This window comes from Streptomyces sp. SAI-127 (genome assembly GCF_029894425.1).
Lineage (GTDB): Bacteria > Actinomycetota > Actinomycetes > Streptomycetales > Streptomycetaceae > Streptomyces.
In genome coordinates this window covers 9,044,314-9,070,162 of sequence record NZ_JARXYJ010000001.1, presented here as the reverse complement: position 1 = coordinate 9,070,162, position 25,849 = coordinate 9,044,314, and the positions used below count along the sequence as shown (strand labels likewise).

The following is a 25,849-nucleotide window of genomic DNA, read 5'->3' as shown; positions in this document are numbered from 1 at the left end:
CCAGTGACCTTTCGGAACTACATGATCAGTGGGAGTGCGCAGTGACGACTAGGACGGTCACGCCACGGGCGTTGGCCATCGAAGGGGGCACGCCGACCCGTACGGCCCCGTGGCCCACGTACGACAAGGGTGACCGGCTCCTCGGGGAGGCCGAGGAGGCGGCCGCGGTCCGCGTGATCCGCAGCCGGCGCCTGTTTCGGTACGACACCCGGCCGCACACGGAGACCGAGGTCGGCAGGTTCGAGGAACGCTTCCGCGGCTTCTGCGGCAGTGCTGGCGCGCTGGCCGTCTCCAGCGGCACGACCGCCCTGGCTCTGGCCCTGATGGCGGCCGGTATCGGGCCGGGAAGCCGGGTGGCCTGCCCCGTCTTCACCTTCGCGGCCACCCCCAGCGCGATCCTTCTCGCTGGCGCCGAACCGGTGCTGGTTCCCGTCGACGAGAACCTGCACATCGACCTCGACGCACTCGCCAAGACCGTGTCGCACGTCGACGCGGTGATGGCGGTGCACATGCGAGGCGCGGCCGAGGACATGGACGCGATCGTGGCGCTCGCGGATCAGGCAGGTGTCCCGGTCTTCGAGGACGCGGTGCCGGCCATGGGCGTGCGACTGCGCGCGCGGCAGCTCGGTACGTTCGGTTTGGCAGGCGCCTTCAGTACCCAGTCCGACAAGAGCATCAACACCGGCGAGGGCGGGATCCTCGTCAGCGACGACCTTGGCCTTGTGGCCCGTGCCGCAGTCCTGTCCGGGGCGTACGAGGGACGGGTACGCCGGCACTTCGCGACAGCCGAGCTGGATGACCTGGCCCTGCCCCTTTACAGCTTCCGGATGGACGAGCTGCGCGGCGCGCTGGCCGCCGCCCAGCTCGACTCCCTTCCGCTGCGGCTGGAGCGCCTGTCCACCAACTACACCAGGATCAGCGGAGAGTTGAGCGGTCTCGAGGGCATCCGCGTCCGCAGGCCGATCGAAGGGGCGATCCTGGGCGATGCCCTGCTGCTGATGATCGAGTCCGGTGCGGCCACCGACGCCGAGTGGTTCGCCCGGGCCCTACGCGCCGAGGGCATCGATGCCCGCGCCTTCGGCGACCCTACGGACCGCAACGTCCGCGCGTTCTGGAACTGGCGCTTCCTGGGGAAGGACACGGACGGCCCGAACGGCCCCCTGGCCTCATCCGTCCGCCATGTTGCCAGGACCGTCGACATTCCCCTCTCGGCCTCGATGGACGAACAGGACTGCGCGGACCTGGTGTCCGCCGTCCGCCTGGTCGCGCACCACCTGCCGTCCGCTAGGACACTCGCGTGACGACACCACTGACCGACCTGTTCTCACTGGACGGCCAGGTCGCCGTGGTGACAGGCGGCAACGGCGGGTTGGGCCTGGCGATGGCCCGCGCCCTGCGGGACGCCGGTGCCACAGTGGTCGTCACCGGACGCGACCCGGAGAAGAACGCCGCAGTCTCGGACGAGTTCGAGGTCAGGCCCCTCGATATCACGGACGCTCTGGCCGTCACCCGGTTCTTCGACGACATCGCACGCGACCACGGCATACACATTCTGGTCAACAATGCCGGCATCTATCTGGACGACCCTGTCAGTGAGGGCGATCTGTCCGCCTGGGAGCGGATGATCGACGTCAACCTCACAGGATCTCTGCGCTGCGCCCGTGAGGCCGCGCGGCACATGCGCGAGACCGGATCCGGGAAGATCATAAACGTCGGGTCGGTGTACTCCGTCTTCGGCCATCCCCGTTCGGCCGGATACGCGGCGACCAAGGCGGGCCTGGTCGGGCTGACCCGCTCCCTGGCCGCGGAGCTGGGCGGTCACGGCATCCAGGCGAACGCCGTCCTGCCGGGCTGGTTCCCCACCGACATCAACGGCGAACTGCCCCGGATGCCCCGGGGCGAGGAGATCCGACGCCGCAGCCCGGCTGGCCGTTGGGGCAGGAACCCCGATCTCGCCGGGATCACCGTCTTCTTCGCCTCCCGAGCATCGGACTTCGTCACGGGGGCGGCTGTCCCCGTCGACGGCGGATACATGATCAGCGATCGGTTCCTCGACGAAGGTCCGGGCTAGGACCTGTCCGCCGGCAGTCGCTCCTTTTCCTCATCTCTAAGAAGGCACCATGACCGTAAACCGCGACATCTCCGTATCGAAGAGCTGGACGCCGACGTCCTGGCGGAACCATCCCATCGCACAGCAACCCAACTGGCCCGACCAGGCGGAGTACGAGGCCGTACTCAAGGAGATCGCACGGCGCCCCCCGCTGGTCTTCGCGGGAGAGATCCGCACGCTGCGGGACCAGCTGGCGGAGGTCTGCGCCGGGCGCAGCTTCCTCCTCCAGGGCGGCGACTGTGTCGAGACCTTCGAGGCGTTCACGGCGGACAACATCCGGGACAAGCTCAAGGTTCTCCTTCAGATGGCCATCGTCCTCACCTACGGCTCCAAGGCACCCGTGCTGAAGGTGGGCCGCATCGCAGGGCAGTTCGCCAAACCCCGCTCCAGCGAGACGGAGACCATCGACGGGGTGACGCTCGAGTCGTACCGCGGTCCGGCCGCCAACGACCTCGCGTTCCTGCCCGAGGCGCGGCGCCCCGATCCGTGGCGTTTGTTGCGGGTCTACGACCAGTCGGCGGCCACACTCAATCTGGTACGCGCCTTCACGCACGGCGGATTCGCGAGTCTCAGTCAGGTACACGCGTGGAACAGAGAATTTGTCCGGCGCAGCCCACGGGGACGTGACTACGAGCGGGTGGCCACCGAGATCGACAACGCACTGGGCTTCGCCCGCGCCTGCGGGATGCCCGTCGATCATTCGGTCACCTCGCAGGTCGAGCTCTTCACGTCCCACGACGCGCTCTTCCTCGGATACGAGGAGGCCCTGACCCGCGCCGACTCCCTGACCGGCGAGTACTACGACGTCTCGACTCACTTCCCGTGGATCGGCGAGCGGACCAGGGACCCCGACGGCGCCCATGTCCACTACTTCTCGGGCGTGGGCAATCCGGTCGGCTGCAAGCTCGGTCCCGGGACGACCACCGACGAGGTCGACGCGTTGGTGGCGCGGTTGAACCCCGGCAACGATCCGGGGCGCCTGACCTTCATCGTGCGCATGGGCAAGGACCGGATCGACGAGAACCTGCCGCCGCTGGTCCGGCACGTCCGTGCCAAGGGGCACCAGGTCGTCTGGTCCTGCGATCCGATGCACGGCAACACCTTCACGGCAGCGACCGGGCAGAAGACCCGCCACTGGAAGGACATCGTGGCCGAGGTGCGCTCGTTCTTCGCCATCCACGAGCAGGAGGGGACACATGCCGGGGGCGTACACATCGAACTGACCGGGGAGCCGGTCACCGAGTGTCTCGGCGGCGCCGGCAACATCACGGAATCCGACCTGGTGACCCGCTACGAGACGGCCTGCGACCCCCGGCTGAACAATGAGCAGGCGCTGGAACTTGCCTTCTGCCTGGTCGACCTCCTCCATGTCTGAGCACAGGCCCGTGACCATGCTCACCGAGGCGCACGGCACAGCCCCGCACTCCGGCTGGTGCGACGACGCCGTCCGACGGCTGCTGCCGCACCGCCACCGCCGTCCGAAGCATGAGCGGTGGACGGAACGGCTCGGGGTCCTCATCCGCGTCGCCAGCGACGACGAGGCACTGCTGGCAAGTCTCACGGACTTCTACCACCCTTACTACGCCCTGGTGCCGGGTCGTCCTCCGCGCGCCCCCGACCTGACCCTGAAACTGCTCATTGACGGACCGCCCGCGACCGGGACGCCGTGCACGGACATGCGCGTTTTCCGCGACCGGCCCGAACTCCACGGGTGCGGCGCAGGGTTGACGCTGGCCCGGCGGCGCAGTCCCGACGTCGTGATCGCCGTGGACGAGGCGCGCCGCGACGCGCTGGTGGTCGGATCCAGCACCGTAGAGGTCGGACTGCAAGCCCGGGTCCTGCTGAGGGACCAGTTGCTCCAGCGTGTCGAGCACAGGAGCGGTTTCCGCATCTTCCACGCGGCCGCCGCCGTGCGCGAGGAACGGGGCGTGGCGATACTGGGCGACCGCAACGCGGGCAAGACGACCGCGCTGCTGGCTCTGCTGGGCGCCGGATACGACTTCGTGACCGCCGACCGCCTGAGCGTCGGACCGGACGGCCAAGGCGTCGTCATGGTCGGGGTCCCGGCTCGCGTCAACGTGCACACCGTGGTGTTCGGCCCCGGACAGCCGTTGGACAGTCTCACCGGGGGCGCCGACTGGGAAGCCGCCGTCGAAGGCAAGGTGCTGGTCGACGTGCCAGCACTCACCGGCCACTTCGGCGTCGGCACCACACCGAGCGCCCGACCGGCGACGCTCCTGCTGCCGCAGATCGATGCCACCGCCGGCTCCGTGCGGGCCGAGGTGGTGTGTGACCCGGGCCGGGCACGTGAGTTGGTGCGGCACAACCAGCTGCGGAAGGACAGCCCGGGCAACACCCACCGCCCATGGCTGAAGGCTCCCCTTCCCCCGGCACCCGGGAGTACCGCGACGGACTCCGACCTGCTGGATCGGCTGGTCGCGCAGTGCCGCGTCATTACCGTCAGGGGCTGCTACGCCGACTACCTCGACTGGCTTGCCAGCGCCATGGGAGAACTGTTGTGATCCAGCCCGCCGCCTCTCCCCGGACCTTCCCCGACACCGTTGGCGAGGAGGAGATACGCGCCCGCGTCAACCTGCCCAGGGAGCGGGAACCATCCGAGATTGCCCTCGTCGTCGGCCCGTGCCGGTCCGGGACCACCGCCGTGCTGCGCGCGACCGCCGCCACCGGACACCGTGCCTACTTCCAGCCGTTCAAACGAATCGTCCGGCACACGCTGATCGGGGAGGACTCCCGGTTCGTCCTCCCCTCCGGTCCCGGACCGGTGGTGCTGAAGGAAACCCTCGGACCCTTCCTCCTGGCCGAGTCCCTGTTCGACCCGGTCGCCGTGCTCAGCGGCCTGGAGCGTCCCTCTCGCCTCAGCGTGATCGTGACGCTCAGGCATCCCGCTGACATGTACCTGTCCTGGCTGCAGCTGTACCGAGCGAACGGCACATTCGGCGGCATCGACACAGAGGTCTTCGTCGCGGCGTTCCGGCACACCCTCGCCCTTCACCGACGGGCCCGCGACAGCGGCCTGCGCGTCACCGCGTTCGCAGCCGACGCCCTGGCGGAGAGGAAGCCCGAGGACGTCCTGCCGGTGCTGTTCGCCCGGCACGGCCTCGCCTACACGCCTGCCGCCGTCCACTGGCCCACCGATCCCGACGCACTCGACGCGTCGATCATCCGGGAGCCCGAACCGGAGCTGTTCCGCGCGCCCGGAGCCCTCGACGGCGTGCGCCGCGCCGCGACGTTCACCTTTCGCGCTCCGCAGGCGGACCAAGCACGAAAGGGGGTGCCCCACCAGGTGGCCGAACTCATCGGCCCGTACGAGCGCTTCGCGGCGCAGTCCACAGATGACCTTGGAGGACCAGCATGAACCTCGTGTCCGACACCTCTGCGCGGAAGAGCGACACGGCCCCACAGCGGCAGCCCGTCGCATTGCTCGACGACCAGGAACCCTTCGACTGGGGGGATTTGCGTGCCTCCGGGGATCGTGCCGACGCGCTGCTGGAGCGTATCGCCGACGACCCCCAACTGCTCAGGACCCTCCTGACACGGACGGCCGAGGACGACACCCTGCTGTCCATGTGCGAGAGGCACCGCCCGTTCGACAAGATCGTCATCTACGACGGCGGCGACCGGAACTTCCGTATCCGTCTGCACATCTGGCGCACCACCGAATTCGAACGCGCCCACCAGCACCGATTCTCGTTCACCTCCAGGCTCCTCCAGGGGCATTACCGGCATGTCCTGTACGACTCTCCCCGGCCTGCCCGGTCCGAGGCAGCCCGCCACCACATGGACCCCGAGCATCCAGACTCGTCCTCGGGACTTGACCTGGCCCGGATCCGGCCGACGCTGGAGTATGAGATGAAGGCGGGTGACAGCTACACGCTGCACCACGAGGCCGTACACGCCACCCTGGTCCATGCCGATACGGTCTCCCTGATCCTGCGCGGGCCGGCGGAAAAGGACGTCGCGTTCGTCGCCAACCTCGACCAGGGCGGGCTCTACTGGCGCTTCGGCCGACGCGACGAGGACCAGACGCGCATTCGCGCCAAGCAGCTCACCAGGGACGAGTTGACAGGCTGCGTCGCGGATCTCCGGAGCAGGGGGCTTCTCGGCTAGTGGCCCAACTCCGTGACCGGAACGAGCCGGTCCCCGCCCTGCTGTCGCGACATGGCCTGAGCGGCGTCGACTGGCGGCCGCTGTCCCACGGCGGCTTCTCCGGCGCGACGCTGCTCGCGGGCCGGGACGGCGCCGGCCGATCCTGGGTGCTCAAGCGCACCTGCCGCAGAGACGACTGGATCATGAAGGCCACGGCCGACGTCCACGGGCGCGAGTGCGGATTGGCCAAAGTCGGACTGCTGCTCGGTGAGCGCGTCCGTTCCGCGGCAGTGGACGGCGTGCGAGCGGGACGGCACTTCTACACCTTGATGCGGGACATCTCCGATCGCATGGATCTCCGCGTTCTCGACAGGCCGGCCCTCGAAGGCGTGATCACTGGCATGGCGGCCCTGCACGCGGAGCAGTACGAGGCCCCCGCCCACTACTGGTGCAGTCTCGAAGACCGACTGCTGTTGTTGACTCGGGGAATCCGCGCGTTGCGCGGGGGGCATGACATGAACGGCCTGGCCCAGCAGGTCCGGACGGGATGGGAACTGTTCGCCCGTCGAGCTCCCCGCGACGTACGCGATCTCGTCGAGGCTGTCCGCGCCGACGCCGCCGTCCTCGCCCCCGCCCTGGCAGTACTGCCGACGACCTCTCTGCACGGTGATCTCAAGCTGGACAACATGGGGCTCGACCGATCGGGCGTGCTGTGGCTCATCGACTGGGCGCTGGCGGTCCGCGGCCCGGCCTGTGTGGAGCTCGGCTGGTTCATCGCGGTCAATTCGGGCTGTCTGAGCCTTGGCCCGCAGCAGGTGGTCGACCTGTACACGGACGTGTCGGCGCTCGACCCCGCTCTGCACCACCGGCACGCGGCGATGACCGCGTTCTGCGGGCTGCTCCTGCGGGGGTGGCGCATTGCTCTGGACCTCCAATCGACAGGCCGCACCGACGAGTTCGCCTGGTGGTGTCGGCTGGCCGCGGAGGCGGCGCAGTACATGTAGGCCGCAGTGACGTGCTAGCCTACGTGCATGTCCATGGCGAATCGTTGGTATTGGCGCTTTCCGCTGGCTCCGGGTGGAGCCAGGGGTCACGTGCGCTGACCGACCTTTCACCCGGAGCCTGCAGGGCAGAGACGATCCGTCTCTGCCCTTCGTCGTTACGGCGGGCCGGCCCGGGTGTGGAAGACACGGACGGAACCGGACCGCCTTGTGAAAAGGGACGGGATCCTCCTCCATGACAACACCGACCGGCGTCTCACCCCAGACCAACGACCTTCGTGTCACCGGCTTCCAGCCCCTCGTCGCTCCCGCCGTCCTGCGCGATGAGCTTCCGCTGGGGCCGACCCGCGCAACCCTGGTGGAGAGCAGTCGCCACGCCGTCAGGAAAGTGCTGACCGGCGAAGACGATCGGCTGCTTTTGGTCGTCGGCCCCTGCTCGGTTCACGACCCGGCTGCGGCCAGGGACTACGCACACCGGCTGGCTGCGGCGGTCGCCCCGCTCAGTGACGAGCTGTGCGTGGTGATGAGGGTGTACTTCGAGAAGCCTCGTACGACCGTCGGTTGGAAGGGGCTGATCAACGATCCGCACCTGGACGGCACGCACGACGTACAACTGGGGCTGCGTCTGGCACGTCAAGTCCTGCTCGACGTGCTCGACACGGGGTTGCCCGTCGGTTGCGAGTTCCTGGAGCCGACCAGCCCGCAGTTCATCTCCGACGCGGTGACATGGGGCGCCATCGGCGCACGCACGCCGGAGAGCCAGGTGCACCGTCAGCTCGCCTCGGGACTGTCGATGCCCGTCGGATTCAAGAATGCGACGGACGGGGACGTGATGCCGGCCATCGACGGTTGCCGAGCCTCGGCCAGCGACCACGTCTTCTTCGGCATTGACGACGAGGGCCGTGCCTCCATCGTTTCCACCAGCGGAAACCCGGACGGCCACATCATCCTGCGCGGCGGACGAGGCGGTCCGAACTACGGCCCGGAGGGCGTCCGCGACGCGATCGCCCTGTTGGTCAAGTCCAAGCTGGAACCCCGTCTGGTCATCGACGCGAGCCACGCAAACAGCGGCAAGGACCATGTCCGCCAGGCGGCAGTCGTGCGGGACGTCGCCGCGCGCATCGCCGCAGGGGAACCTGGGATCGCCGGCCTGATGGTGGAGAGCTTCCTCACCGAGGGTCGGCAGGACCCGGGACCGCTGGAGACGCTCGCCTACGGACAGAGCGTCACCGACGCCTGTGTCGGTTGGGACGAGACCGAACAACTGCTCGCTGAGCTGGCGGAGGCCGTGCGCCGCCGACGCGCAGACCGTAGCTGACCTCGGGTTCCTTGGGGGTGGGAGGCTCTCATCTCCAAGGAACCTGTCACGCGACGAGTCGATCAGCGGTCTGTGCGCTCCCCGAGGAAAGCCCTCGTGAACCGCAGCGGGTGCTCGGCCGGCTCCGCTTCACCCCGTGCCGCACCCACGATCAGAGCTTCGAGGGCGAGAAGAACCTGCTCGACACGGATCTCAAGGAAGTAGGCGTCGTGCACGACCACGCCGAGCACCGCTCCTTCCTTCCCGGCCCCATCGCGGACGATGACCGACAGAAAACGGCTGTCGGTCCTGAACGCTCCCCTCACTGGCTCGATCCGCGTGGCATCCATACAGTTCAGGTCATCACCGGAGTTCTCTACAGGTGAATCCTGGCCAGCGCTCCGGGAGTCGTTGTACGCGAAGTCGAGCTCAACGCCGTCCAGTTCCCGGAATATCTCCTGCAGTGCCTCCTCGTCATAATGGCTGAAGCGGAAACCCCGGATGCTCGCCTCCCACGCACCCTTGATGATTTCTGTGAAGGGCGCATCCAGTTCTTCGATCAACCCGGGCATGAACTGCACGAGTTCACCGACGCAATACCGCTCCCGCGCGTCACGACGATTGGAGGCGGCCGCGCGAAATGATGCCGCACTTCGCCTCGTGAGCGCTCCCGTAATCACGGCCACCGCTGCCAGGTAAACTATGGACGTACTGACTTTGCGCTGCTTGGCGAGGACAGCCACGGCCGCCCTGACCGCCGGGGAATCCATCGTCGCAGCCCGGCTCAGTTCGTCCCTGTGCGGGCACGCGGCCAGCACTTTCTGCCAGTACGCGAGCGCGACGGAATTCTTCTCCTGCCCTGTCGGCGACTGTTCGTAGCGTGCTCGGTCGATCGGCTGCAGACTGGACCCTTTGGGACGTTTCCACGCGCCCAGCAGAAGGTAGTCGTTCAGCGCGTTTCGCAGGACCCTGAACCCCAAGGCGTCCAGGGCGAGATGAGAAGCCGCAGTAACCAGGTACGCCGGACGCTCGCCGACCACCACCACGGCGAAGAGTACGGGCGGATCGACCGCGGGATCGTGCAGCTCACGCCGGAACACCTGGGCAACCGCGTCCACGTCAGCCTCGACGCAGTCCTCGCCGCTCTCCAGGACGGAGATGTCGATCTCCCCCCGGGCCTCAACCTTCTGACACGGGACCCCGTCCGCATCGGTCGGGAACGTGGTCCGTAGCGCCTCAAACTCTTGGTACGCCCATTGCAGCGCGCCGCGGACCTGGTCCAGAGTGACTCCTGCTGGAAGAGGTATGACGCGACAGAGCCGGTGTTTGAGTCTGGAACCCCGCCAGGTTCTGCGCTGCGGCCAGGTGAGAGGGGCGCTCGCGTCGCGGTGGCCTTCCAGGGTAATCGGAACTTTTCTCACCGGTACTCCCTGCCGAGGGTGCGCAGTTGAGCTGCTGGTCACGATCATCCAACACGGACAGAAAGCGCCTGACAACTGTGCCCTCGACAGATGAATTCCAAAGTTCGGTAAATCCGAAGGCCGAAAACCTCCGTCATCTGCCCCCCAATTCAAAGGCATTCGACGATCCAGATGGCGGAGCGGCCGCCGATGACCAAGTCGAGGAAGCTGAGGTCGAGACCGCTGATCCAGTTCCCAGAAGGCGCTGCGCACGCCGAGCTCCTCCGTTAGCGTGATGCGATTTAACCTGTAAGTCCGAATAATGTTTCCATGTCGCATAGAGGTCTATGGGCTGTCGAGATCCTCCTCTCTGCGGAGGAGCGCCTCGAATCGTTGCTACAGGCGGCAGGCAGAGCAGAGGGCCGGCCGACCGCGCGCAGATCATCTTGGGCTGCACGGACGGTGCGTCAAGCGCCCAGAGGCCATTGGCTTGGGCGTGAATGAGATGAGGGTGCGCAAGTGCCTCGCGGTTCGCGGTTGTGCGGCTGAAGGGTCTTGCGGACGAGCCGCGGCCGGGCAGCCGCAAAGGCGGAGCTGGTCTTGACCGAGGCCGGTTGCCGCAGTTGATGCGGTGCACCAAGCGAGCAGGGATCGCACAGTTCTTCGCTACTCGCGCTCCTGGAGCCACCTGGACACCTGGGCGGTGGGCGCCTCCAGTACGCCAGCCGTGCCTGCTTGAAGCGCTCGTGCATCGCGGCGGCACGTCGGCCACCGTCCCGTCGCCGACAGTGTGGTTCAGGTGCTGCGAACGGCTCTCTGACCGCGCACAACCGGTTGATCACGGCCATGCGGAGCTGAACCCGCGGCGCGGCACGGTTGGCGTGACGTCGACTGCGTTATGGCGTCCAAGCGACTGTGACGAGGCGAGGTTGAAGCACTCACTATCGTGTGGAGGCTCACTCGACGTGTCAACCTATCGCCGAAGAGCGATAGCAAATGCTTTCATAGCCAATAGTAAAGGCTTCCTTTTGGACCGTCGGTCCCCTTGACGGCTGGTTGATCCCCCAGACTACGGTTGGCCACCTGCTGCCAGGTTAAGTGCTTCAATTCCCAACAATGTCTCTATGTGGCACGGCTGTTTTGTCAGCCCCATCAACACGCTGGCTCTCCTTGCGGGACGTCGGCCTGAGAACTAACTCCCGAGTCCAACAGCCAGAATGGTTGGACTGTTGACGGCCGGCTCCGCTCCGCGAGGAGTGAGGCGCACGACAAGTGAGGGAAGCGGAGAAGTCGCCCCGAACCAGTAGGCCCCGCCCGGTCTCAACCGCAATAGAAATGGAGGGTGATTTGCGCAACCTGCCAGCATTCGAACCCATCCTGGCCGGACCGTCAACCATTCACACTGTGCAGTTCTCCGGCAGCGGACACGGTACTTACCCGTTAACGTGGTCTCAAGAATGGCTTTGGAGAGGGATCGTTCTCACCGCCCCGAACATCGAACGCATGAATCTGGGGCGGATTGTTCCAGTTCCGTCCGGGCTTCCTCTCGGCTCCACACTCAGGGCGATATCAGCACTGATGCACCGACACGAAGCGCTCCGGACTCGATTCCATCTCGATGAGCGTGGCAGACCGCGCCAAGTCGTTGCCGACCGAGGAGAGTTGACGGTCGAGGAGTACGAAGCAGCAGGCGCGGATTGCCGTGACGTCGCTCGTGCAGTGAAGGAGAGGCTCTGCGCCGCTCCGTTCACCGCGCCGGAGGTCTCGCTGCGAGTCGCCCTGATCACTGAAGAGCAAAGACCAGTTATGCTCGTTCTTTGTGCGTTTCACATGGCGACCGACGCCTGGGGAGCGGGTCGCATCGTCGACGACTTGACATCAATCATGGGCTCGCTCCGAGACGGGATTTTCGACCTGCTCTCAAGCTTTCCGACCCAGGTCCACGAAAGGCTCGAATTCGAACAGGGTGCGCAAGGGGTCAGATGTTCCGAAAGGTCACTTGAATACTGGGGTAAGCAAATATCACGATTCCCTGAAAATTCTCTCCCGGCGGCAGAAGGTAAACCAGACGGTGCGCCTTTCAGGGAGATCAGCATGGATTCTGCAGCACTCGCTGCGACCTGCCGTGCTCTGGCGCAGAGGGCGAAGGTGGGTGTTGGCGCAGTGTTTATCGGGCTCACTGCCACGCTTCTTTCTGCAATAAACGGAAACGCTGGGGTCGGGTTTCTTGTCTTCACTCACAATCGCTACGGCCGGAATTGGGCCAAGCTTTCCGGTCCCCTGGTCCAGGACTTCCCCCTCTATGTGGAAGTGGCTGGTAGAACGCTCCTCGAAGTGGCACGAGACATTGATCAAACGACTCTCAGCGGCAGCTTCTACGGACAGTACAACCCGACTCGCCTCCCTTCCTTGCTCTCCAGTGTGTCGGGGAGTTTGGGATTCAATCCGGATCTCTCTTGTGCCGTGAACACGAAATTGTCCCGGGAGTCAGGTCCATCGACGCGAGAAAGAGGCGCGCTGAAGGTCGCGGCGCCTCAGGATGTCGAACGCTTGACTGGGGAGACCCGGATCGACGTCGGGGCAGGCTTGCATCGAGAGGACATGAATCTCTTTTTTTCAATTGACTGCCGCACTCACCGTGCCGAGATCCTCATGCGCGCCAATACGCGAATATTCTCGACTAGTCAGATGAGGGATTTTCTGAGAAATTTGGAAGGGTCTTCCGTGCTGAATTTGACCGGGGCCTAGTACTCCAGCCGTAGATCGTGATCTCGATGGTGAGTGGCGCCTCTCCGCCTACCCGAGTTCACCGAGACGGAGGGCGTCCTCAATCTCGCTGAGCTTCGCGGAGGACAGGACGCCCGCCCGCTCGATCAGGTCGTCCTGGGACACGGTGGTCAGCCACGTGCAGGGGGTAAAGACGCCTTCGTGAAGACGTCCGTTGCCCTTCGATCCATCCCCGTTGAGGGTTTGTTGTTTGTCGACTTCCAGGAGGGGGTCGACGCTGATGAACTGGCCGATGACGGGGTCGCATTCACGGGCACCAATGTGGGTGAGACCGGTGGTGGTGTCGCGTGTCTTGCCGAGGAAGCCTGAACGGCCGGGTCCTGCACGGCGGATCGGATCAGGCGGGAGACCGCCCGGCTCGCAGGAGTGGCGACGCTCCGAGTCCGTCACCTCCCGCTGAAGATCTGCCGGTGCTTCAATGTCACTCCCCGGGTGGAGGAGCGACGCATGGGTGCGGAGTCGGGCAGCGTCCTGGTGACCGGCGGCAGCGGGTTCGTGGGCAGCCATCTGGTGCTGCGGCTGCTGGAGCGGGGTTACGAGGTGCACACCACCGTGCGCAGTCTCGCGAACGCGGCGAAGGTGCGGCCGCTGCGGCGGATGGAAGCGGAGTTCCCCGGCCGGCTCACGCTGTTCGAGGCCGACCTCCTCGACGAGGGCTCCTTCGACGAGGCGATGGAGGGCTGCCGCGTCGTCTTCCATGTCGCCTCGCCGTTCTTCATGCCGGAGAAGATCAAGGACGGCCAGAAGGACATGGTCGACCCCGCCCTGACCGGCACCCGCAACGTCCTGGGCGGCATCGAGCGGACGCCGACGGTCGAGCGGCTGGTCTTCACCTCCACGGTCGGCGCGATCTTCGGCGACTACTCCGACGTGCGGGACATGGACGGGCAGGTCCTGTCGGAGAAGTACTTCAACACCAGCAGCACGCTGCAGAACAACCCGTACCACTACGCCAAGACGGTCGCCGAGCGCACGGCCTGGGACGCGGAGGCCGCGCAGGACCGCTGGCACATGGTGTCCGTCAACCCCGGCCTGATCCTGGGCCCTTCGCTCGCGCCCGCCTCCGAGTCCGGCAGTCTCTTCCTCCTGGAGGAACTCTTCAAGGGTTACTTCTTCTACGGCGCCCCGGACTTCAGCTTCACCACGGTCGACGTCCGTGACGTGGCCGACGCGCACATCGCGGCGGCGGAGAAGCCCGACGCCAAGGGCCGTTACATTCTGGCCGCGCCGACGATGACGTCGTTCCACGAGATGTCCCGCATCATCCGCACCCGCCATCCCCGCGGCCTGCGCATCCCGCGCACCGCGCTCCCGCACTGGCCCGTGCGCGTACTCGGCCCCGCCTTCGGACTGACCCAGGACTACATCCGCAAGCACCTCGGCATCCGCTTCAAGGTGGACAACAGCCGCAGCGTGAACGAACTGGGCCTGGTCTACCGCCCGGTCGAGGAGACAGTCCTCGATCACTACGAGGCGTGGCTCGCCCAACAGGCAAAACGCTGATCCGCTCGGGAGAACCGGCTTGCACGCGACGAAGGTCACAGGTACATCTCACACTTTTCACACTTCAACCTTCACGAGAGCCTCACAAGTTGGCTAAGTTGACGGCGAGCAGTACGACGGAAGGGGCATGTCTTTCATGGCGCCGGATCGAACTTCGCGCAATGGAGGGTTCAGCCTCCCGGCCAAGCGCAACTCCGCACTCGCGACGGCCGCCATCGCCTCCGCGGCCCTCCTCTCGCAGACCGGGAACGCCGCCGCGGACGAGGGGCCGAGCCCCGACGAGGTGAGCCGACGGGTCACCAATCTCTACGACCGGGCCGAGGACGACTCCGGTACCTACAACGCCACGCGCGCGGCCGGAACGGCGTCGAGCACCCGCGGCCGTACCAGTGCGGCGACCGGTGGCGGACGAAGGGCCGGCGGCGATCCCGCTCTCGACGACCTCGCCAAGCAGTGGTACGGCATGGCCCGCGCGAAGACGGGTCCGATGATCGAGGCGACCCTGCCCTCCGACCGCGTTGCCGCCCGCCCTGCCGAGACACGTCGCCAGCGCCCGTCGGACGCTTCCCCGGCACGCGAACCGAAGCCGGCCGAACGCGCGATGCCGGAACTGACCGCCGCGCCCATGCTCGCCCTGCCGAGCGCACCGGAGACGGCACCGGCCGCACTCACCGCCGCGCCGGCCCCCCAATCACCTTCGTGGGCATCGGAACCGGGCCCGCAGAACCTCACCGGCACCGGCGAAATGCCCGCCCTGGGCAGCTCCCAACTCGTCACCGCTGTCCCCGAGTACACGCCGCAACCCATCACCGGGGCCCCTGAGTACACCGCCCAGCCTGCCACCGGGTCCGCCGAGTACACCGCCCAGCCCACCATCGGCTTCCCGGAGTACACCGCGCAACAGGCCACGGCGATCCCCGACTACACCCCGCAACTCACCGCCGGGTTCCCCGAGTACTCCGCCCAGTCCGCCACCGGCTTCCCGGACTACACACCGCAGGTCAGCGCGGGGTACCCCGAGTACAGCCCGCAGATCAGCACGGGGTTCCCCGACCACACCGGGCAACTCGGCACAGTGCTGCCGGAGTACACCGCACAAACCACCACGGGATTCCCGGACCACAGCGGCCAACTCGGCACTGGAACACCTGAATACGCCGCACAGACCACCACGGGGTTCCCCGAGTACGCCGGACAACCCACCACAGCCTTCGCCGAGTACACCGCACAAACCACCACAGGCTTCGCCGAGTACTCCGCGCAACCCACCACCGCATACCCCGACTACTCCACACCCCTCACCGCCCCGCTCGCGGCGATCGCACCCCCGCCGGCCGACACCCTCCAGAGCCTCCCGGCCGCCGTCCAGAGCATCCCGGCCATCCCGGCCCCCCGCGCCCCCGAGCCGGACTGGCAGGCACCCCAGCCGGCAGCGGCCCCGAGCGTCGACCTCCCCACCGTCGACCCCGGTTACGACTCGAAGGTCATCCAGGTGCTCGCCTTCGCCCGCTCCCAGATCGGCAAGCCCTGTGTCTGGGGCGCGGCGGGCCCGGGTTCGTACGACAACTCCGGTCTCACCCAGGCCGCCTGGAAGGTCGCCGGGGTCTCCCTCCCCCGCACCGCCCTCGGCCAGGCGAGCACCGGCACGGCGGTGTCCCTGTACGCCATGCAACCCGGCGACCTCGTCTTCTTCCACGACGACTTCAGCCACGTGGGCCTGTGCACCGGCAACGGCATGATGATCCACGCGCCGGGCCCGGGTGCGTCCATCCGCGAGGAGTCGATCTACCCGACCGGCGAGTCGATCATCCGCGGCGCGATACGGCCCGTCTGACACGCCGGGCGAGCACATCACGGCACTCCCTTCACGCACACCTCTGGACGCCCCGCGAACACCTCGCCTAGGGTTCCGGAGAAAGCGCTTTCTGGCCTGACCATGCCAACCAGGGGGAGCGTCTCGTGCCGCACCAGCAATGGACCCGCAAGTCCTTCCTCCGGGGAATGGCCGCCGTCGGCGCGGCCCCCCTCCTCCCCGGCCTGATCCCGACCACCGCTCACGCCGCCTCCTCGGACCGTCCCGCCTTCCCGCTGGCGGCGGGCGGCACGGCCGTCGGCATCGTCGTGGACGCGGCGGACGACCCCGCCGTCGTCCGCGCCGCGGGCGATCTCCAGTCGGACGTCGAGCGTGTCTCCGGAGCGAGACCCGACCTGCTCCGCGCGCTGCCGCGGAGCGCCCCCCTGCTCGTCCTGGTGGGCACCCTCGGCGCGAGCCCCGCCATCGACCGCCTCGTCTCGCAGGGGCGCCTGGACGTCTCCCGGGTGAAGGGCCGCTGGGAGGCGTCCGTGACCCAGGTGATCGAGCGTCCGCTGCCCGGCGTGGACCGCGCCCTGGTGATCGCGGGCAGCGACCGGCGCGGCACCGTCTACGGGATCTACGACACCTCGGAACGCATCGGCGTCTCCCCCTGGTACTGGTGGGCGGACGTCCCCGTCGAGCGCCGGGACACCGTGACGGTCCCCGCTGGCCGCTTCGAGCGCCGGGAGCCGTCGGTCCGCTACCGGGGCGTCTTCATCAACGACGAGCAGAACCTGACCACTTGGTCCCACCGCACCCAGGAGACCGACAAGAACATCGGCCCCGAGACGTACCAGCGCGTCTTCGAGCTGCTGCTGCGCCTGAAGGCCAACTACCTGTGGCCGGCGATGCATCCGTACTCCGACTTCTTCAACAAGTACCGGGAGAACCCCGAACTCGCCGACCGCTACGGCATCGTCGTCGGCTCCAGCCACCCCGAGGCCCTGCTGCGCAACGGAGTCCACGAGTGGGAGCCGTGGATCGCCGAACACCCGAACGCCGACGGCAGTGCGCCGGTCTACGACTACACGGTCAATCCCGCTGTCATCTCCGACTACTGGAGGGCTCGGGCGAGACAGAACGCCGCGTACGAGAGCAGCTGGACGCTCGGCATGCGCGGTCTGCACGACAGCGCGCTGGAGACGAAGTACGCCACCACGATCCCGGAGAAGGTCGTGGTGATGAACGACATCATCGCCGACCAGCGCCGGATCCTCGCCGAAGAGGTCGGTTCCGCTGCCGAGCCGCAGATCTTCATCCCGTACAAGGAGGTCCTGGACCTGTACAACGCGGGTGTCCAGGTCCCCGACGACGTCACGCTGATCTGGCCGGACGACAACCACGGCAATATGCGCCAGCTGCCGAACGAGGCGGAGCGGGCGCGGTCGGGCGGCAACGGGATCTACTACCACCTCTCCTACTGGGGCCGTCCGAAGAGCTACCTGTGGCTGGACACGACCCAAGTGGCCAAGGTCTGGCAGGAGTTGCGGCGGGTCTACGAGCACGGAACCGACCGCATGTGGATCTTCAACGTCGGTGACCTCAAGTCGATCGAGACCGGCCTGTCCTTCGCGATGGACATGGCCTGGGACGTGGACCGCTGGGAGGCCGACGAGGTCGAGGGCTTCCTGGCGGAGTGGGCCGGAAGGCAGTTCGGGCGACGCCACGCCAGGGAGATCGCCGCGATCCGCACGGAGTACTACCGGCTCGCCGGGGAGCTGCGTCCCGAGTTCATCGCCGCGGGCCTCGTCTCCGTCGTCCACCACGGCGACGAGGCCGGGCGCCGGATGGCGGCGTACGACCGGCTCCTGGCGCGGGTCCGGGCGGTGGGCGCCGAGCTGCCCGACGCCTATCGGGACGCCTTCTACGAACTGGTCGAATATCCGGTGCACGGCGCGTACTTGATGAACCTCAAGTACTACTGGGCGGACCGCAACGCGCTCGCCGCCCGGCAGGGCCGTGGGGCCGGCACGAACCGCCTCGCGGACCTCGCGCTCGCCGCGCACACCGCGGAGGCCGCTCTCACCAGCAGGTACAACACCGAGGTGGCGGGCGGGAAATGGAACGGGATCGTCAATCCGTACCCGTCCCAGATCCCGAAGGCACCGGGGCGCCCGACCGTCACCAGGGTGACCCGGCAGGAGACCGGCGGGCTCGGGGTGGCGGCCGAGGGGAACGAGACCGGGGCCGGCCGGCCGCTGTCGTTCTCCTCGTACACCCGGGACCGGCGCTTCGTCGACGTCTTCAACACCGGGTTCCAGCCCCTGGACTGGGCGGCCGAGGCCAGTCACCCGTGGGTGACGCTGAGCACGGCCGGAGGCTCGCTCACCGAGCAGCGGCGGGTGTGGGTGGAGATCGACTGGGAGCGTGCGCCCGAGGGTGTGCAGGAGGCCACGGTCGTCCTCACCGGCGCGGGGCAGCGCTTCGACGTGCCGTTGCGGGTGGTCAACGGCCGCCGAAGGGCCCGTGGCTTCGTCGAGGCCCACGGTTATGTGTCGATCGACGCGGCACACGCCGACCAGAGGGTGGGCCGAGGCGGTTGCCGCTGGCGGACCGTGCGGGGCCTCGGTCGTCGTACGGGAGCCGTCGAGGCCGTTCCTTCCACGGCGGCTCCGATCACCGGTGACTTCGCCTCCCGGGCACCGGAGTTGCGGTACCGGGTGCGGTTCGGCAGCACGGGCACCTTCCCCGTCACGGTCTTCCGGCTGCCCTCGCTGGACGAGCGCGGGCAGCGGCGGGTGGCCGTCGGGCTCGACGACCAGCCGGTAACCGTGCTGTCCGGGCAGGCCGTCGCGACCGGCAACCGGGGGGACGCCTGGGCCCGCCAGGTGGAGGACGGCGTCGAGCGGCTGACCGCCACCGTGACGGTCGCCGAGGCCGGGGAGCATGTGCTGAGGATCTTCATGGTCGATCCGGCGATCGCGGTGGACCAGATCGTGATCGACACGGGCGGTCTGCCCGCCACCTACCTCGCGCCGCCGGAGAGCTACCACCCGGTGTTCAACCCGGAGCCCGCGCCCGGCCCGGGTCTGGAGGCGCCGGACCAGTAGACCGAGGGCTTCGTGCGGGCCGCCGGTCCCCCGTGCCGGCGGCCCGCACGCGTCGCGGCCGGCGCTGCCGTCCCCACGGGGAGACAGGCGTATCCGGCGGGCCGCCCTCCCCCCACTGCGGCCCGCCGGAGCTTCAATGTGCTGGAGTACATCCGAGAACGTCGATGTTGCTCGGATGAAGTGTGGGTCAGCGAGGTACTACGCCGGTATGGGTACAACTGCGTATGAGCGGGTGCTGTCGGTCGCCGTGTCCGCGCTCCACGAACGCGACCCTGAACGCCTGTGGCCCCTGCTGGCGGCCGAACTGCCGGTCCTGTGCGGTGGCGACGCCCTGATCTACAAGCTGGACAACTGGAACGAGAGCGAGGGCACGCTCGGTCTGTCCCCCGGTGTCACCGCGGAGTTCGTCGCGCTCGGGGACGAGGACGCCGCGCTGCTGCGCGCCGGATACCCGTTCGCCCGGCACTACGCGGACAGACCCGACCGGGCGCCGGTCACTGCTGGTCGGGTGGCCGGTCGGTCCTGGCCCGGAAGCCAGACCGCGCGGTTGCTCGACGACCTTCTGGACGTCGACCATGTGCTGGGCATTCCGCTGCCGCAGTCGACGACTCCGGTCACCGGGTGCATGGTGTACCGCTCCGGGCGGGACTTCACCGACGACGAACTGCGCCTGGCCGAGCAGTTGCAGCCCCTGCTGGCCGCCGTCGAGCAGCAGCGGCAGCTCCTGCGACGGCTCGACGCCCCTTCCGAGGAGGCGGCCGACGTGGCGCTCACGCCCCGGGAGACGACTGTGCTGCTCCTGCTCGGCGACGCCCTGACCGCCCTGTCGATAGGCCGCAGACTCGGGATATCCGAGCGTACGGTCCACAAGCACATCGCGAACATCTACCGCAAGCTCGGCACGCACGACCGCGTCAGTACGGTGCTGCGCGCCCAGCGGCTCGGGCTCATCCCTGGGGCACCGGCGGCCCGCCCTTGAGGCGTTCCAGGTCGGAGGGGCGGACCTGGATGACCACGACGGCGATGAGCGCGGCGACCACCGTGAAGATCGCGGCCATGACGAAGGCGGCCGAGACACCGGCGGTGAGGACCTCGTCGCCCCAGGTGCCCGGGAGTTCACCGGTGCGTTGGAACAGGCGGCGCTCGGCCGGGGTGGCCTGGGCGAGGAAGCGCGGGACATGCTTCTCCGCCTCGTTGGTGCTGGCCGTGCCGAACATCGTGACCAGGATGGACAGCCCGAGCGAACCGCCCACCTGCTGAGTGGCGTTGAGGAGCCCGGAGGCCGCGCCGGTCTCCTCGGTGGGCACGTTGGAGAGCGCCATCAGAGTCAGCGACACGAACTCCATGCCCATGCCGAGGCTGAAGACGAGCATCGGCCCGAGGACACTGCCCGCGTAGGTGGAGTGGACGTCGGTCAGGGTCAGCCAGGCCAGCCCGGCCGCCGCGAGGATCGCGCCCCCGACCATGAAGGGCTTGGGCCCGTACACCGGCAGGAACCTCGAGGCGAGACCGGCGCCGATCGCGATGACCACGCTGACCGGCAGGAACGCGAACCCGGTCGCCAGCGGGCTGAAGTCCAGCACGTTCTGTGTGAAGAGGGTCAGGAAGAAGAACATGCCGAAGATCGCGGCCGCGAGGCACAGCATGATGCCGTAGGTGCCCGCGCGGTTGCGGTCGGCGAACATGTGCAGCGGCGTGATCGGCTGCCGGGAACGCTTCTCGACCAGCACGAACAGCACGAGGAGGACGACCGCGCCGGCGAACGAGGCCAGGGTGAGCGCGTCCCGCCAGCCCTCCTGGGCGGCCCTGATGAAGCCGTACACCAGCAGCACCATGCCCGCGGTGGCGGTCAGCGCGCCGGTGATGTCGAAGTTGCCGGGATGCCGCTCCGACTCACGGATCCAGCGGGGCGTGGCGAGCGCGATGAGCAGTCCGATCGGGACGTTGACGAACAGCACCCACCGCCAGTTGAGCCACTCGACGAGGACTCCGCCGGCCAGCAGTCCGATCGCGCCGCCGCCCGCCGAGACCGCGGCGAAGACGCCGAACGCCCGGTTGCGCTCGGGTCCTTCGCGGAAGGTCGTACTGACCAGGGAGAGGGCGGTCGGGGACGCGATGGCGCCGCCGACACCCTGAAGGGCACGCGCGGCGAGGAGTTGGGCCTCGTTCTGGGCGAGTCCACCGAGCAGCGAGGCGAGCACGAACAGCAGTACTCCGAAGACGAACACGCGGCGTCTGCCGAGGATGTCGCCGGTCCTGCCGCCGAGCAGCAGCAGCCCGCCGAACGTGAGGGTGTACGCATTGACCACCCAGGCCAGGCTGGTGGTGGAGAAGTCGAGGGAGCGCTGGATGTCCGGGAGCGCGATGTTCACGATGGTGATGTCGAGCACCACCATGAGCTGGCAGGACGCGATGACGAGCAGGGCCATGACGTTTCCGCCGCCGCCGGAGTCCGGTGGGGCCGTCCGTGGTGCAGAACTCGCCTGCGGGTCGCTGCTCATAATCTCCGTTCGACCGTACGCCTGTGCCGTGGCCGTCACCACTTGAGGACGTGGCACCCCCAGCCCTCCAGGGACACGAACAGACCGCAGTCGGCCAGTTCGTCTCCGTCACGGTCGTACACCGCCCCGGTGAGCAGGTCGCTCGCACGGCACACGCGGCCCCTCAGGTCGTCCCACGGCAGCGGCAGCCTCGCCTGGGCCGGGCCGTCGGAGTCGTTCACGACGACCAGGTGGCGGGCGTCGGCGTGCGTCCAGGTCCAGGCGAGCAGGTCGCGGTGCGTGTCGTTGTCCGGCCAGCCCGTCGGCGTCAGCGGCCGCCAGTCCCCCCTGCGTACGGCGGCAGCGGCGGGCAGCAGTCGGCCGTAGAAGTCGCGCAGGGGCTCGTCGACGGGCTCCTGCGGCCTGCGCCTCAGGAACACGGGTGGCCGCACCCGGCGCCCCTCGAACTGGCCCTCGTGCCAGAGGGTCGCGCCCGGCAGGGTCGCCACGGCCACGGCGGCCGCCCGGCCCCGGTCACCGGGCAGGGTGGCGGCGGCCCGGGGCTCGTCGTGGTTCTCCAGGAAGCGGACGAGACCGCGCTGGTGGGCGAGGTCGGCGTCCAGGTGGGCGCGGACGGAGTCGGCGCTCTCGTGCAGCAGACGGTCGTAGAGGCGTTTGTCGTAGCAGTGGTCGAAGCCCTGCTGCCGGAGGGCCCCTTCGAGGTCCCAGTAGGCCTCGGCGACGAAGAGGAGACCGGGGTGGCGGGCCCGCACGCGCGGGATGACGTACGGCCAGAAGTCCTCGGCGGGGGCCGTGCCCGCGCGGTCTCCCCAGGTCTTCCCGAAGATGTCGTTCATCAGCAGCATGGCCATGTCGCAGCGCACGCCGTCGGCCTGGTCGCCGATGGACACGAGGGTGTCCACGGTCGCCTCGCGCAGCGCGTCGCTGAAGGCGTTCAGCTGGACCACGTCCGGCCAGGGCGGGAAGTAGGGGTCACGGCCGCGGGCGTAGACCTCTCCCCCGGCCTCGATGAAGTCGGCCGGTGCGCGGGCCAGGTCGTCGGCGGTGCCCCGGACGAGACGGTCGGGGCCCGACGTGAGCCAGGGGTGGTCGGGGGCCACGTGGTTGGGGACGTGATCGAGGATCAACCGCAGCCCTCGTGCGGCGAGTCGGGTGCGGGCGGCGGCCAGGCCGTCGGGTCCTCCGAGGGAGGCGTCGACGACGTAGTCGCGTACGCAGTACGGCGATCCGGCGATGTCCGCGTCGGTGAGGTCGGGCAGGGCCTCGCGGAAGGAGGCCCTGAGCCCCTCGTCACGCAGGGCGATCTCCAGTCCTGCCGGACTGCGCTCCCACACGCCCATCAGCCAGACGGTGTCGACGCCGGGTGGCGCGACGGCGTCCCAGACCTCGCCGGGCACGTCGCCGAGGGTGACGGGACGGCCGTAGCGAACGCTCAACTCGTGCAGCCAGACGAGGGTGTTGATCTCGTGGATCACCGTCATGACAGGGGCTCCTCCCGGTCGCCCGGCGGCCGGAGCGACTCCCGCCCGCCCCGGTGCCAGGCCTCCTCGCTGATCGAGTGGAACAGGGTCGCGGTGGCCGCCACCAGGCCCGTCCAGCCGGTCTGGTGGGAGGCGCCGAGACCGGCGCCGTTGTCACCGTGGAAGTACTCGTAGAAGAGGATCAGGTTCTTCCAGTGCGGGTCCTTGGCGAACACGGTCTGTGCGCCGTGCACCGGGCGGTGGCCGTCGGTGTCGGGCAGGAAGGTCGCGGTGAGCCGGTCGGAGATCTCGCGGGCGACCTCGTACAGGTTGAGCTGCCGCCCGGAGCCCGTCGGGCACTCCACGGTGAAGTCGGGGCCGTGGTAGCCGTGCAGGTTCAGCAGGGCGCGGATCAGCAGGATGTTCATCGGGAACCACACCGGGCCGCGCCAGTTGGAGTTCCCGCCGAACATGCCCGAGTCGGACTCGGCCGGCAGATAGCCGACACCGAACGTCCGGCCGTGCACGTCGAAGGTGTACGGGTGCTCCGCGTGGTACCGGGACAGGGACCGGATGCCGTGCGGGCCGAGGAACTCGTCCTCGTCGAGCATCCGGGCCAGGATGCGGCGCAGCCGGTCCTCGCCGAACAGCGCGAAGAGGTAGCGGCCGTCGGTGCTGGGATCCGCGTTCGCGTGCTGCGAGACGAAGGCCTCCACGGCCGGATGCCGCCTGATGAAGTTCCTTGCTCCCTCGACCAGTTCGGGGAAGGCGCGGTCCGCGCGGCCGCCGATGACGCTCGTCGCCGCAAGCGGTATCAGGCCGACCAGGGACCGTACCTTCAACCGGGTCGCGGTGCCGTCGGGCAGCCGGAGGACGTCGTAGAAGAAGCCGTCCTCCTCGTCCCACAGGCTGGCGTTGTCCTTGCCGATGCGGTTCATGGCGACGGCGATCCAGGCGAAGTGCTCGAAGAGCATCTGCGCCTGCTCCACGTAGACGGGGTTGTCGACGGCGAGTTCGATGGCGATGTCGAGGAGGTTCTGGCAGTACAGCGCCATCCAGGCGGTGCCGTCGGCCTGGTCGAGCTGACCGCCGGTGGGCAGGGGTGCGCTGCGGTCGAAGACGCCGATGTTGTCGAGACCGAGGAAGCCGCCCTGGAAGACGTTGTTGCCGTCGGCGTCCTTGCGGTTGAGCCACCAGGTGAAGTTCTTCATCAGCTTCAGGAAGGCGTTCTCCAGGAAGGCGCGGTCGCCGTGGCCCGTGCGGTGCTTCTCCAGCTCGTAGACGAAGAGGACGGCCCAGGCGTGCACGGGTGGGTTGACGTCCCCGAAGTTCCATTCGTACGCCGGGATCTGGCCGTTGGGGTGGAGATAGAGGCGGCGCAGCAGCAGGTCCAACTGGCCCTTGGCGAAGCCGATGTCGACCATGGAGAGGGCCAGGGTGTGGAAGGCGAGGTCCCAGGCCGCGAACCACGGGTATTCCCAGGTGTCCGGCATCGACATGATCTCGTCGTTGACCATGTGGTACCAGGCGCTGTTGCGGAGGCCCGGGTCGGCGGAGAGCGGGTCGACGCCGTGTTCGGCGAGCCAGCGCTCCACGTCGAGGTAGTAGCACTGCTTGCTCCAGAGCATTCCGGCGAGGGCCTGGCGGACGAGCCGCCGCTCTTCGTCTCCGGTGGTGGGCGGTGTGATGGCGGCGTAGAACGTGTCGGCCTCGGTTCGGCGCACCTGCATGGTGGTCTCGAACTCGCCCCAGGGGTCCGCGAGTTCGGTGTCGGTCAGGCGCAGGCGGATCCGGGCGCTGTCCTTGGCGGGGATCGTCAGCACGTGGTGGACGGCGGCCTTGGTGCCGGTGCGCGCGGGGTTGACGGCTTCTTGCACGCCGTGGACGACGAATCGGTCGATGCCGTCCTTCACGTACGGCGTGCTGTTCGGGCTGCCGAAGATCCGCTCGTTGTTGGTCTCGTTGTCGGTGAAGAGCGTCTCGCCCCGGTGATACAGCCACCGTGGGCCCAGTTCCTCGTGGTCGGCGCGGATCGCCCCGTCCGTCGCCTGCAGGGCGGGGACCGCCGTGCCGCCCGCCCAGGACCAGGTGTGCCGGAACCACAGGGTCGGCAGGAGGTGGAGCGGGGCGTCGTCCGGGCCCCGGTTGTGGGCGGTGATCTCGATCAGGAGGTCTTCCGGGCCTGCCTTGGCGTACTCGACGAACACGTCGAAGTAGCGGTCCTCGTCGAAGACACCGGTGTCGAGGAGTTCGTACTCGACGTCCTCGCGCCCGCGGGCCTGGTTCGTGGTGACGAGGTCACCGTAGGGGAACTCGCCCTGCGGGTACTTGTAGAGGTACTTCATGTACGAGTGGGTGGGCGTGTTGTCGAGGTGGAAGTAGTACTCCTTCACGTCCTCGCCGTGATTGCCCTCCGCGTTGGTCAGGCCGAACATCCGCTCCTTGAGGAGGGGATCGCGGCCGTTCCACAGGGCGAGCGCGAAGCACAGCCGCTGTTTGTCGTCGCTGACGCCGGCGATGCCGTCCTCGCCCCAGCGGTAGGCGCGGGAGCGGGCCTGGTCGTGGGTGAAGTACGACCAGGCGTCGCCGTTGTCGCTGTAGTCCTCGCGGACGGTGCCCCACTGGCGTTCGCTCAGGTACGGGCCCCAGCGTCGCCAGGGCACCGCACCCGCGTCGGCTTCCGCCAGGCGCCGCCGTTCGGCGTCCGGTGCGCTGCTGTCGGTCTCCATCGCCCGTCCTCCCGGCCGCCCGGCACATGGGTCCAGACTCGGACGGGTC

18 protein-coding genes and 1 pseudogene are annotated in these 25,849 nt (G+C 68.1%); 14 read left to right on the top strand and 5 right to left on the bottom strand.

Going from position 1 to position 25,849, the window contains the following annotated elements; translation table 11 throughout:
• Positions 1-41: 41 nt before the first annotated feature.
• From M2157_RS41650 to M2157_RS41615, 8 genes are all read left to right on the top strand, one after another.
• Positions 42-1,301 carry an aminotransferase class I/II-fold pyridoxal phosphate-dependent enzyme gene (locus tag M2157_RS41650; RefSeq protein ID WP_280867748.1) on the top strand — a complete coding sequence of 420 codons (1,260 nt, stop codon included), beginning with the start codon at positions 42-44 and terminating at the stop codon, positions 1,299-1,301.
• Complete coding sequence (locus M2157_RS41645) at positions 1,298-2,071, top strand: SDR family oxidoreductase (protein WP_280867747.1); 774 nt, start codon at positions 1,298-1,300, stop codon at positions 2,069-2,071. The genes M2157_RS41650 and M2157_RS41645 overlap by 4 nt, the downstream gene beginning before the upstream one ends.
• Before the next feature lie 49 nt (positions 2,072-2,120).
• A complete protein-coding gene (locus M2157_RS41640; RefSeq protein ID WP_280867746.1) occupies positions 2,121-3,485 on the top strand; it encodes a 3-deoxy-7-phosphoheptulonate synthase class II in 1,365 nt (454 codons plus the stop codon).
• Positions 3,478-4,632, top strand: a complete 1,155-nt coding sequence (locus M2157_RS41635) for a hypothetical protein (RefSeq protein WP_280867744.1) — start codon at positions 3,478-3,480, stop codon at positions 4,630-4,632. The genes M2157_RS41640 and M2157_RS41635 overlap by 8 nt, the downstream gene beginning before the upstream one ends.
• Positions 4,629-5,486, top strand: a complete 858-nt coding sequence (locus M2157_RS41630; RefSeq protein ID WP_280867743.1) for a hypothetical protein — start codon at positions 4,629-4,631, stop codon at positions 5,484-5,486. Before M2157_RS41635 ends, M2157_RS41630 begins: the two co-directional genes overlap by 4 nt.
• A 5-nt stretch (positions 5,487-5,491) precedes the next feature.
• Positions 5,492-6,238: a hypothetical protein gene (locus M2157_RS41625; protein ID WP_280867742.1), complete on the top strand. Its 747-nt coding sequence runs from the start codon at positions 5,492-5,494 to the stop codon at positions 6,236-6,238.
• Entirely contained in the window at positions 6,238-7,221 is a 984-nt protein-coding gene (locus M2157_RS41620) for a phosphotransferase (RefSeq protein WP_280867741.1), read from the top strand. Before M2157_RS41625 ends, M2157_RS41620 begins: the two co-directional genes overlap by 1 nt.
• Positions 7,222-7,453: 232 nt before the next feature.
• The gene (locus M2157_RS41615) at positions 7,454-8,536 is read left to right on the top strand and encodes a 3-deoxy-7-phosphoheptulonate synthase (protein ID WP_280867740.1); all 1,083 of its coding nucleotides are present in this window, start codon (positions 7,454-7,456) and stop codon (positions 8,534-8,536) included.
• 62 nt (positions 8,537-8,598) lie between these two features.
• Here the strand turns inward: M2157_RS41615 and M2157_RS41610 are convergent, their stop codons facing one another.
• The gene (locus tag M2157_RS41610; RefSeq protein ID WP_280867739.1) at positions 8,599-9,936 is read right to left on the bottom strand and encodes a condensation domain-containing protein; all 1,338 of its coding nucleotides are present in this window, start codon (positions 9,934-9,936) and stop codon (positions 8,599-8,601) included.
• A 1,314-nt stretch (positions 9,937-11,250) separates the two neighbouring features.
• On the opposite strand from M2157_RS41610, the gene M2157_RS41605 reads away from it, so the two are divergent.
• A complete protein-coding gene (locus M2157_RS41605) occupies positions 11,251-12,663 on the top strand; it encodes a condensation domain-containing protein (protein WP_280867738.1) in 1,413 nt (470 codons plus the stop codon).
• Positions 12,664-12,711: 48 nt separating this feature from the next.
• On the opposite strand, the pseudogene M2157_RS41600 reads toward M2157_RS41605, so the two are convergent.
• A pseudogene (locus M2157_RS41600) lies at positions 12,712-12,834 on the bottom strand (type II toxin-antitoxin system PemK/MazF family toxin); the annotation flags it as partial.
• A gap of 9 nt (positions 12,835-12,843) precedes the next feature.
• Here M2157_RS41600 and M2157_RS41595 point away from each other — a divergent pair.
• The 5 genes from M2157_RS41595 (at position 12,844) to M2157_RS41575 (ending at position 20,089) form a co-directional block, all read left to right on the top strand.
• On the top strand, positions 12,844-13,011 hold the full coding sequence (locus tag M2157_RS41595) for a hypothetical protein (RefSeq protein WP_280868384.1): 168 nt from the start codon (positions 12,844-12,846) through the stop codon (positions 13,009-13,011).
• A 138-nt stretch (positions 13,012-13,149) separates the two neighbouring features.
• Positions 13,150-14,205 carry an NAD-dependent epimerase/dehydratase family protein gene (locus M2157_RS41590; protein WP_280867737.1) on the top strand — a complete coding sequence of 352 codons (1,056 nt, stop codon included), beginning with the start codon at positions 13,150-13,152 and terminating at the stop codon, positions 14,203-14,205.
• A gap of 136 nt (positions 14,206-14,341) precedes the next feature.
• A complete protein-coding gene (locus M2157_RS49185) occupies positions 14,342-16,039 on the top strand; it encodes an NlpC/P60 family protein (RefSeq protein WP_348541821.1) in 1,698 nt (565 codons plus the stop codon).
• A gap of 167 nt (positions 16,040-16,206) precedes the next feature.
• Positions 16,207-19,110, top strand: coding sequence for a glycosyl hydrolase 115 family protein (locus M2157_RS41580; RefSeq protein WP_280868343.1), 2,904 nt, complete (start codon positions 16,207-16,209; stop codon positions 19,108-19,110).
• A gap of 208 nt (positions 19,111-19,318) precedes the next feature.
• A complete protein-coding gene (locus tag M2157_RS41575; RefSeq protein WP_280867736.1) occupies positions 19,319-20,089 on the top strand; it encodes a LuxR C-terminal-related transcriptional regulator in 771 nt (256 codons plus the stop codon).
• Here M2157_RS41575 and M2157_RS41570 read toward each other — a convergent pair.
• The 3 genes from M2157_RS41570 to M2157_RS41560 form a co-directional block, all read right to left on the bottom strand.
• Positions 20,058-21,539: an MFS transporter gene (locus tag M2157_RS41570; RefSeq protein ID WP_280867735.1), complete on the bottom strand. Its 1,482-nt coding sequence runs from the start codon at positions 21,537-21,539 to the stop codon at positions 20,058-20,060. The two genes, M2157_RS41575 and M2157_RS41570, sit on opposite strands and share 32 nt — an antisense overlap.
• 107 nt (positions 21,540-21,646) lie before the next feature.
• Positions 21,647-23,092: an alpha-amylase family glycosyl hydrolase gene (locus M2157_RS41565; protein WP_280867734.1), complete on the bottom strand. Its 1,446-nt coding sequence runs from the start codon at positions 23,090-23,092 to the stop codon at positions 21,647-21,649.
• Positions 23,089-25,800, bottom strand: a complete 2,712-nt coding sequence (locus M2157_RS41560; RefSeq protein ID WP_280867733.1) for a glucosidase — start codon at positions 25,798-25,800, stop codon at positions 23,089-23,091. Before M2157_RS41560 ends, M2157_RS41565 begins: the two co-directional genes overlap by 4 nt.
• Between the last annotated feature and the right edge of the window lie 49 nt (positions 25,801-25,849).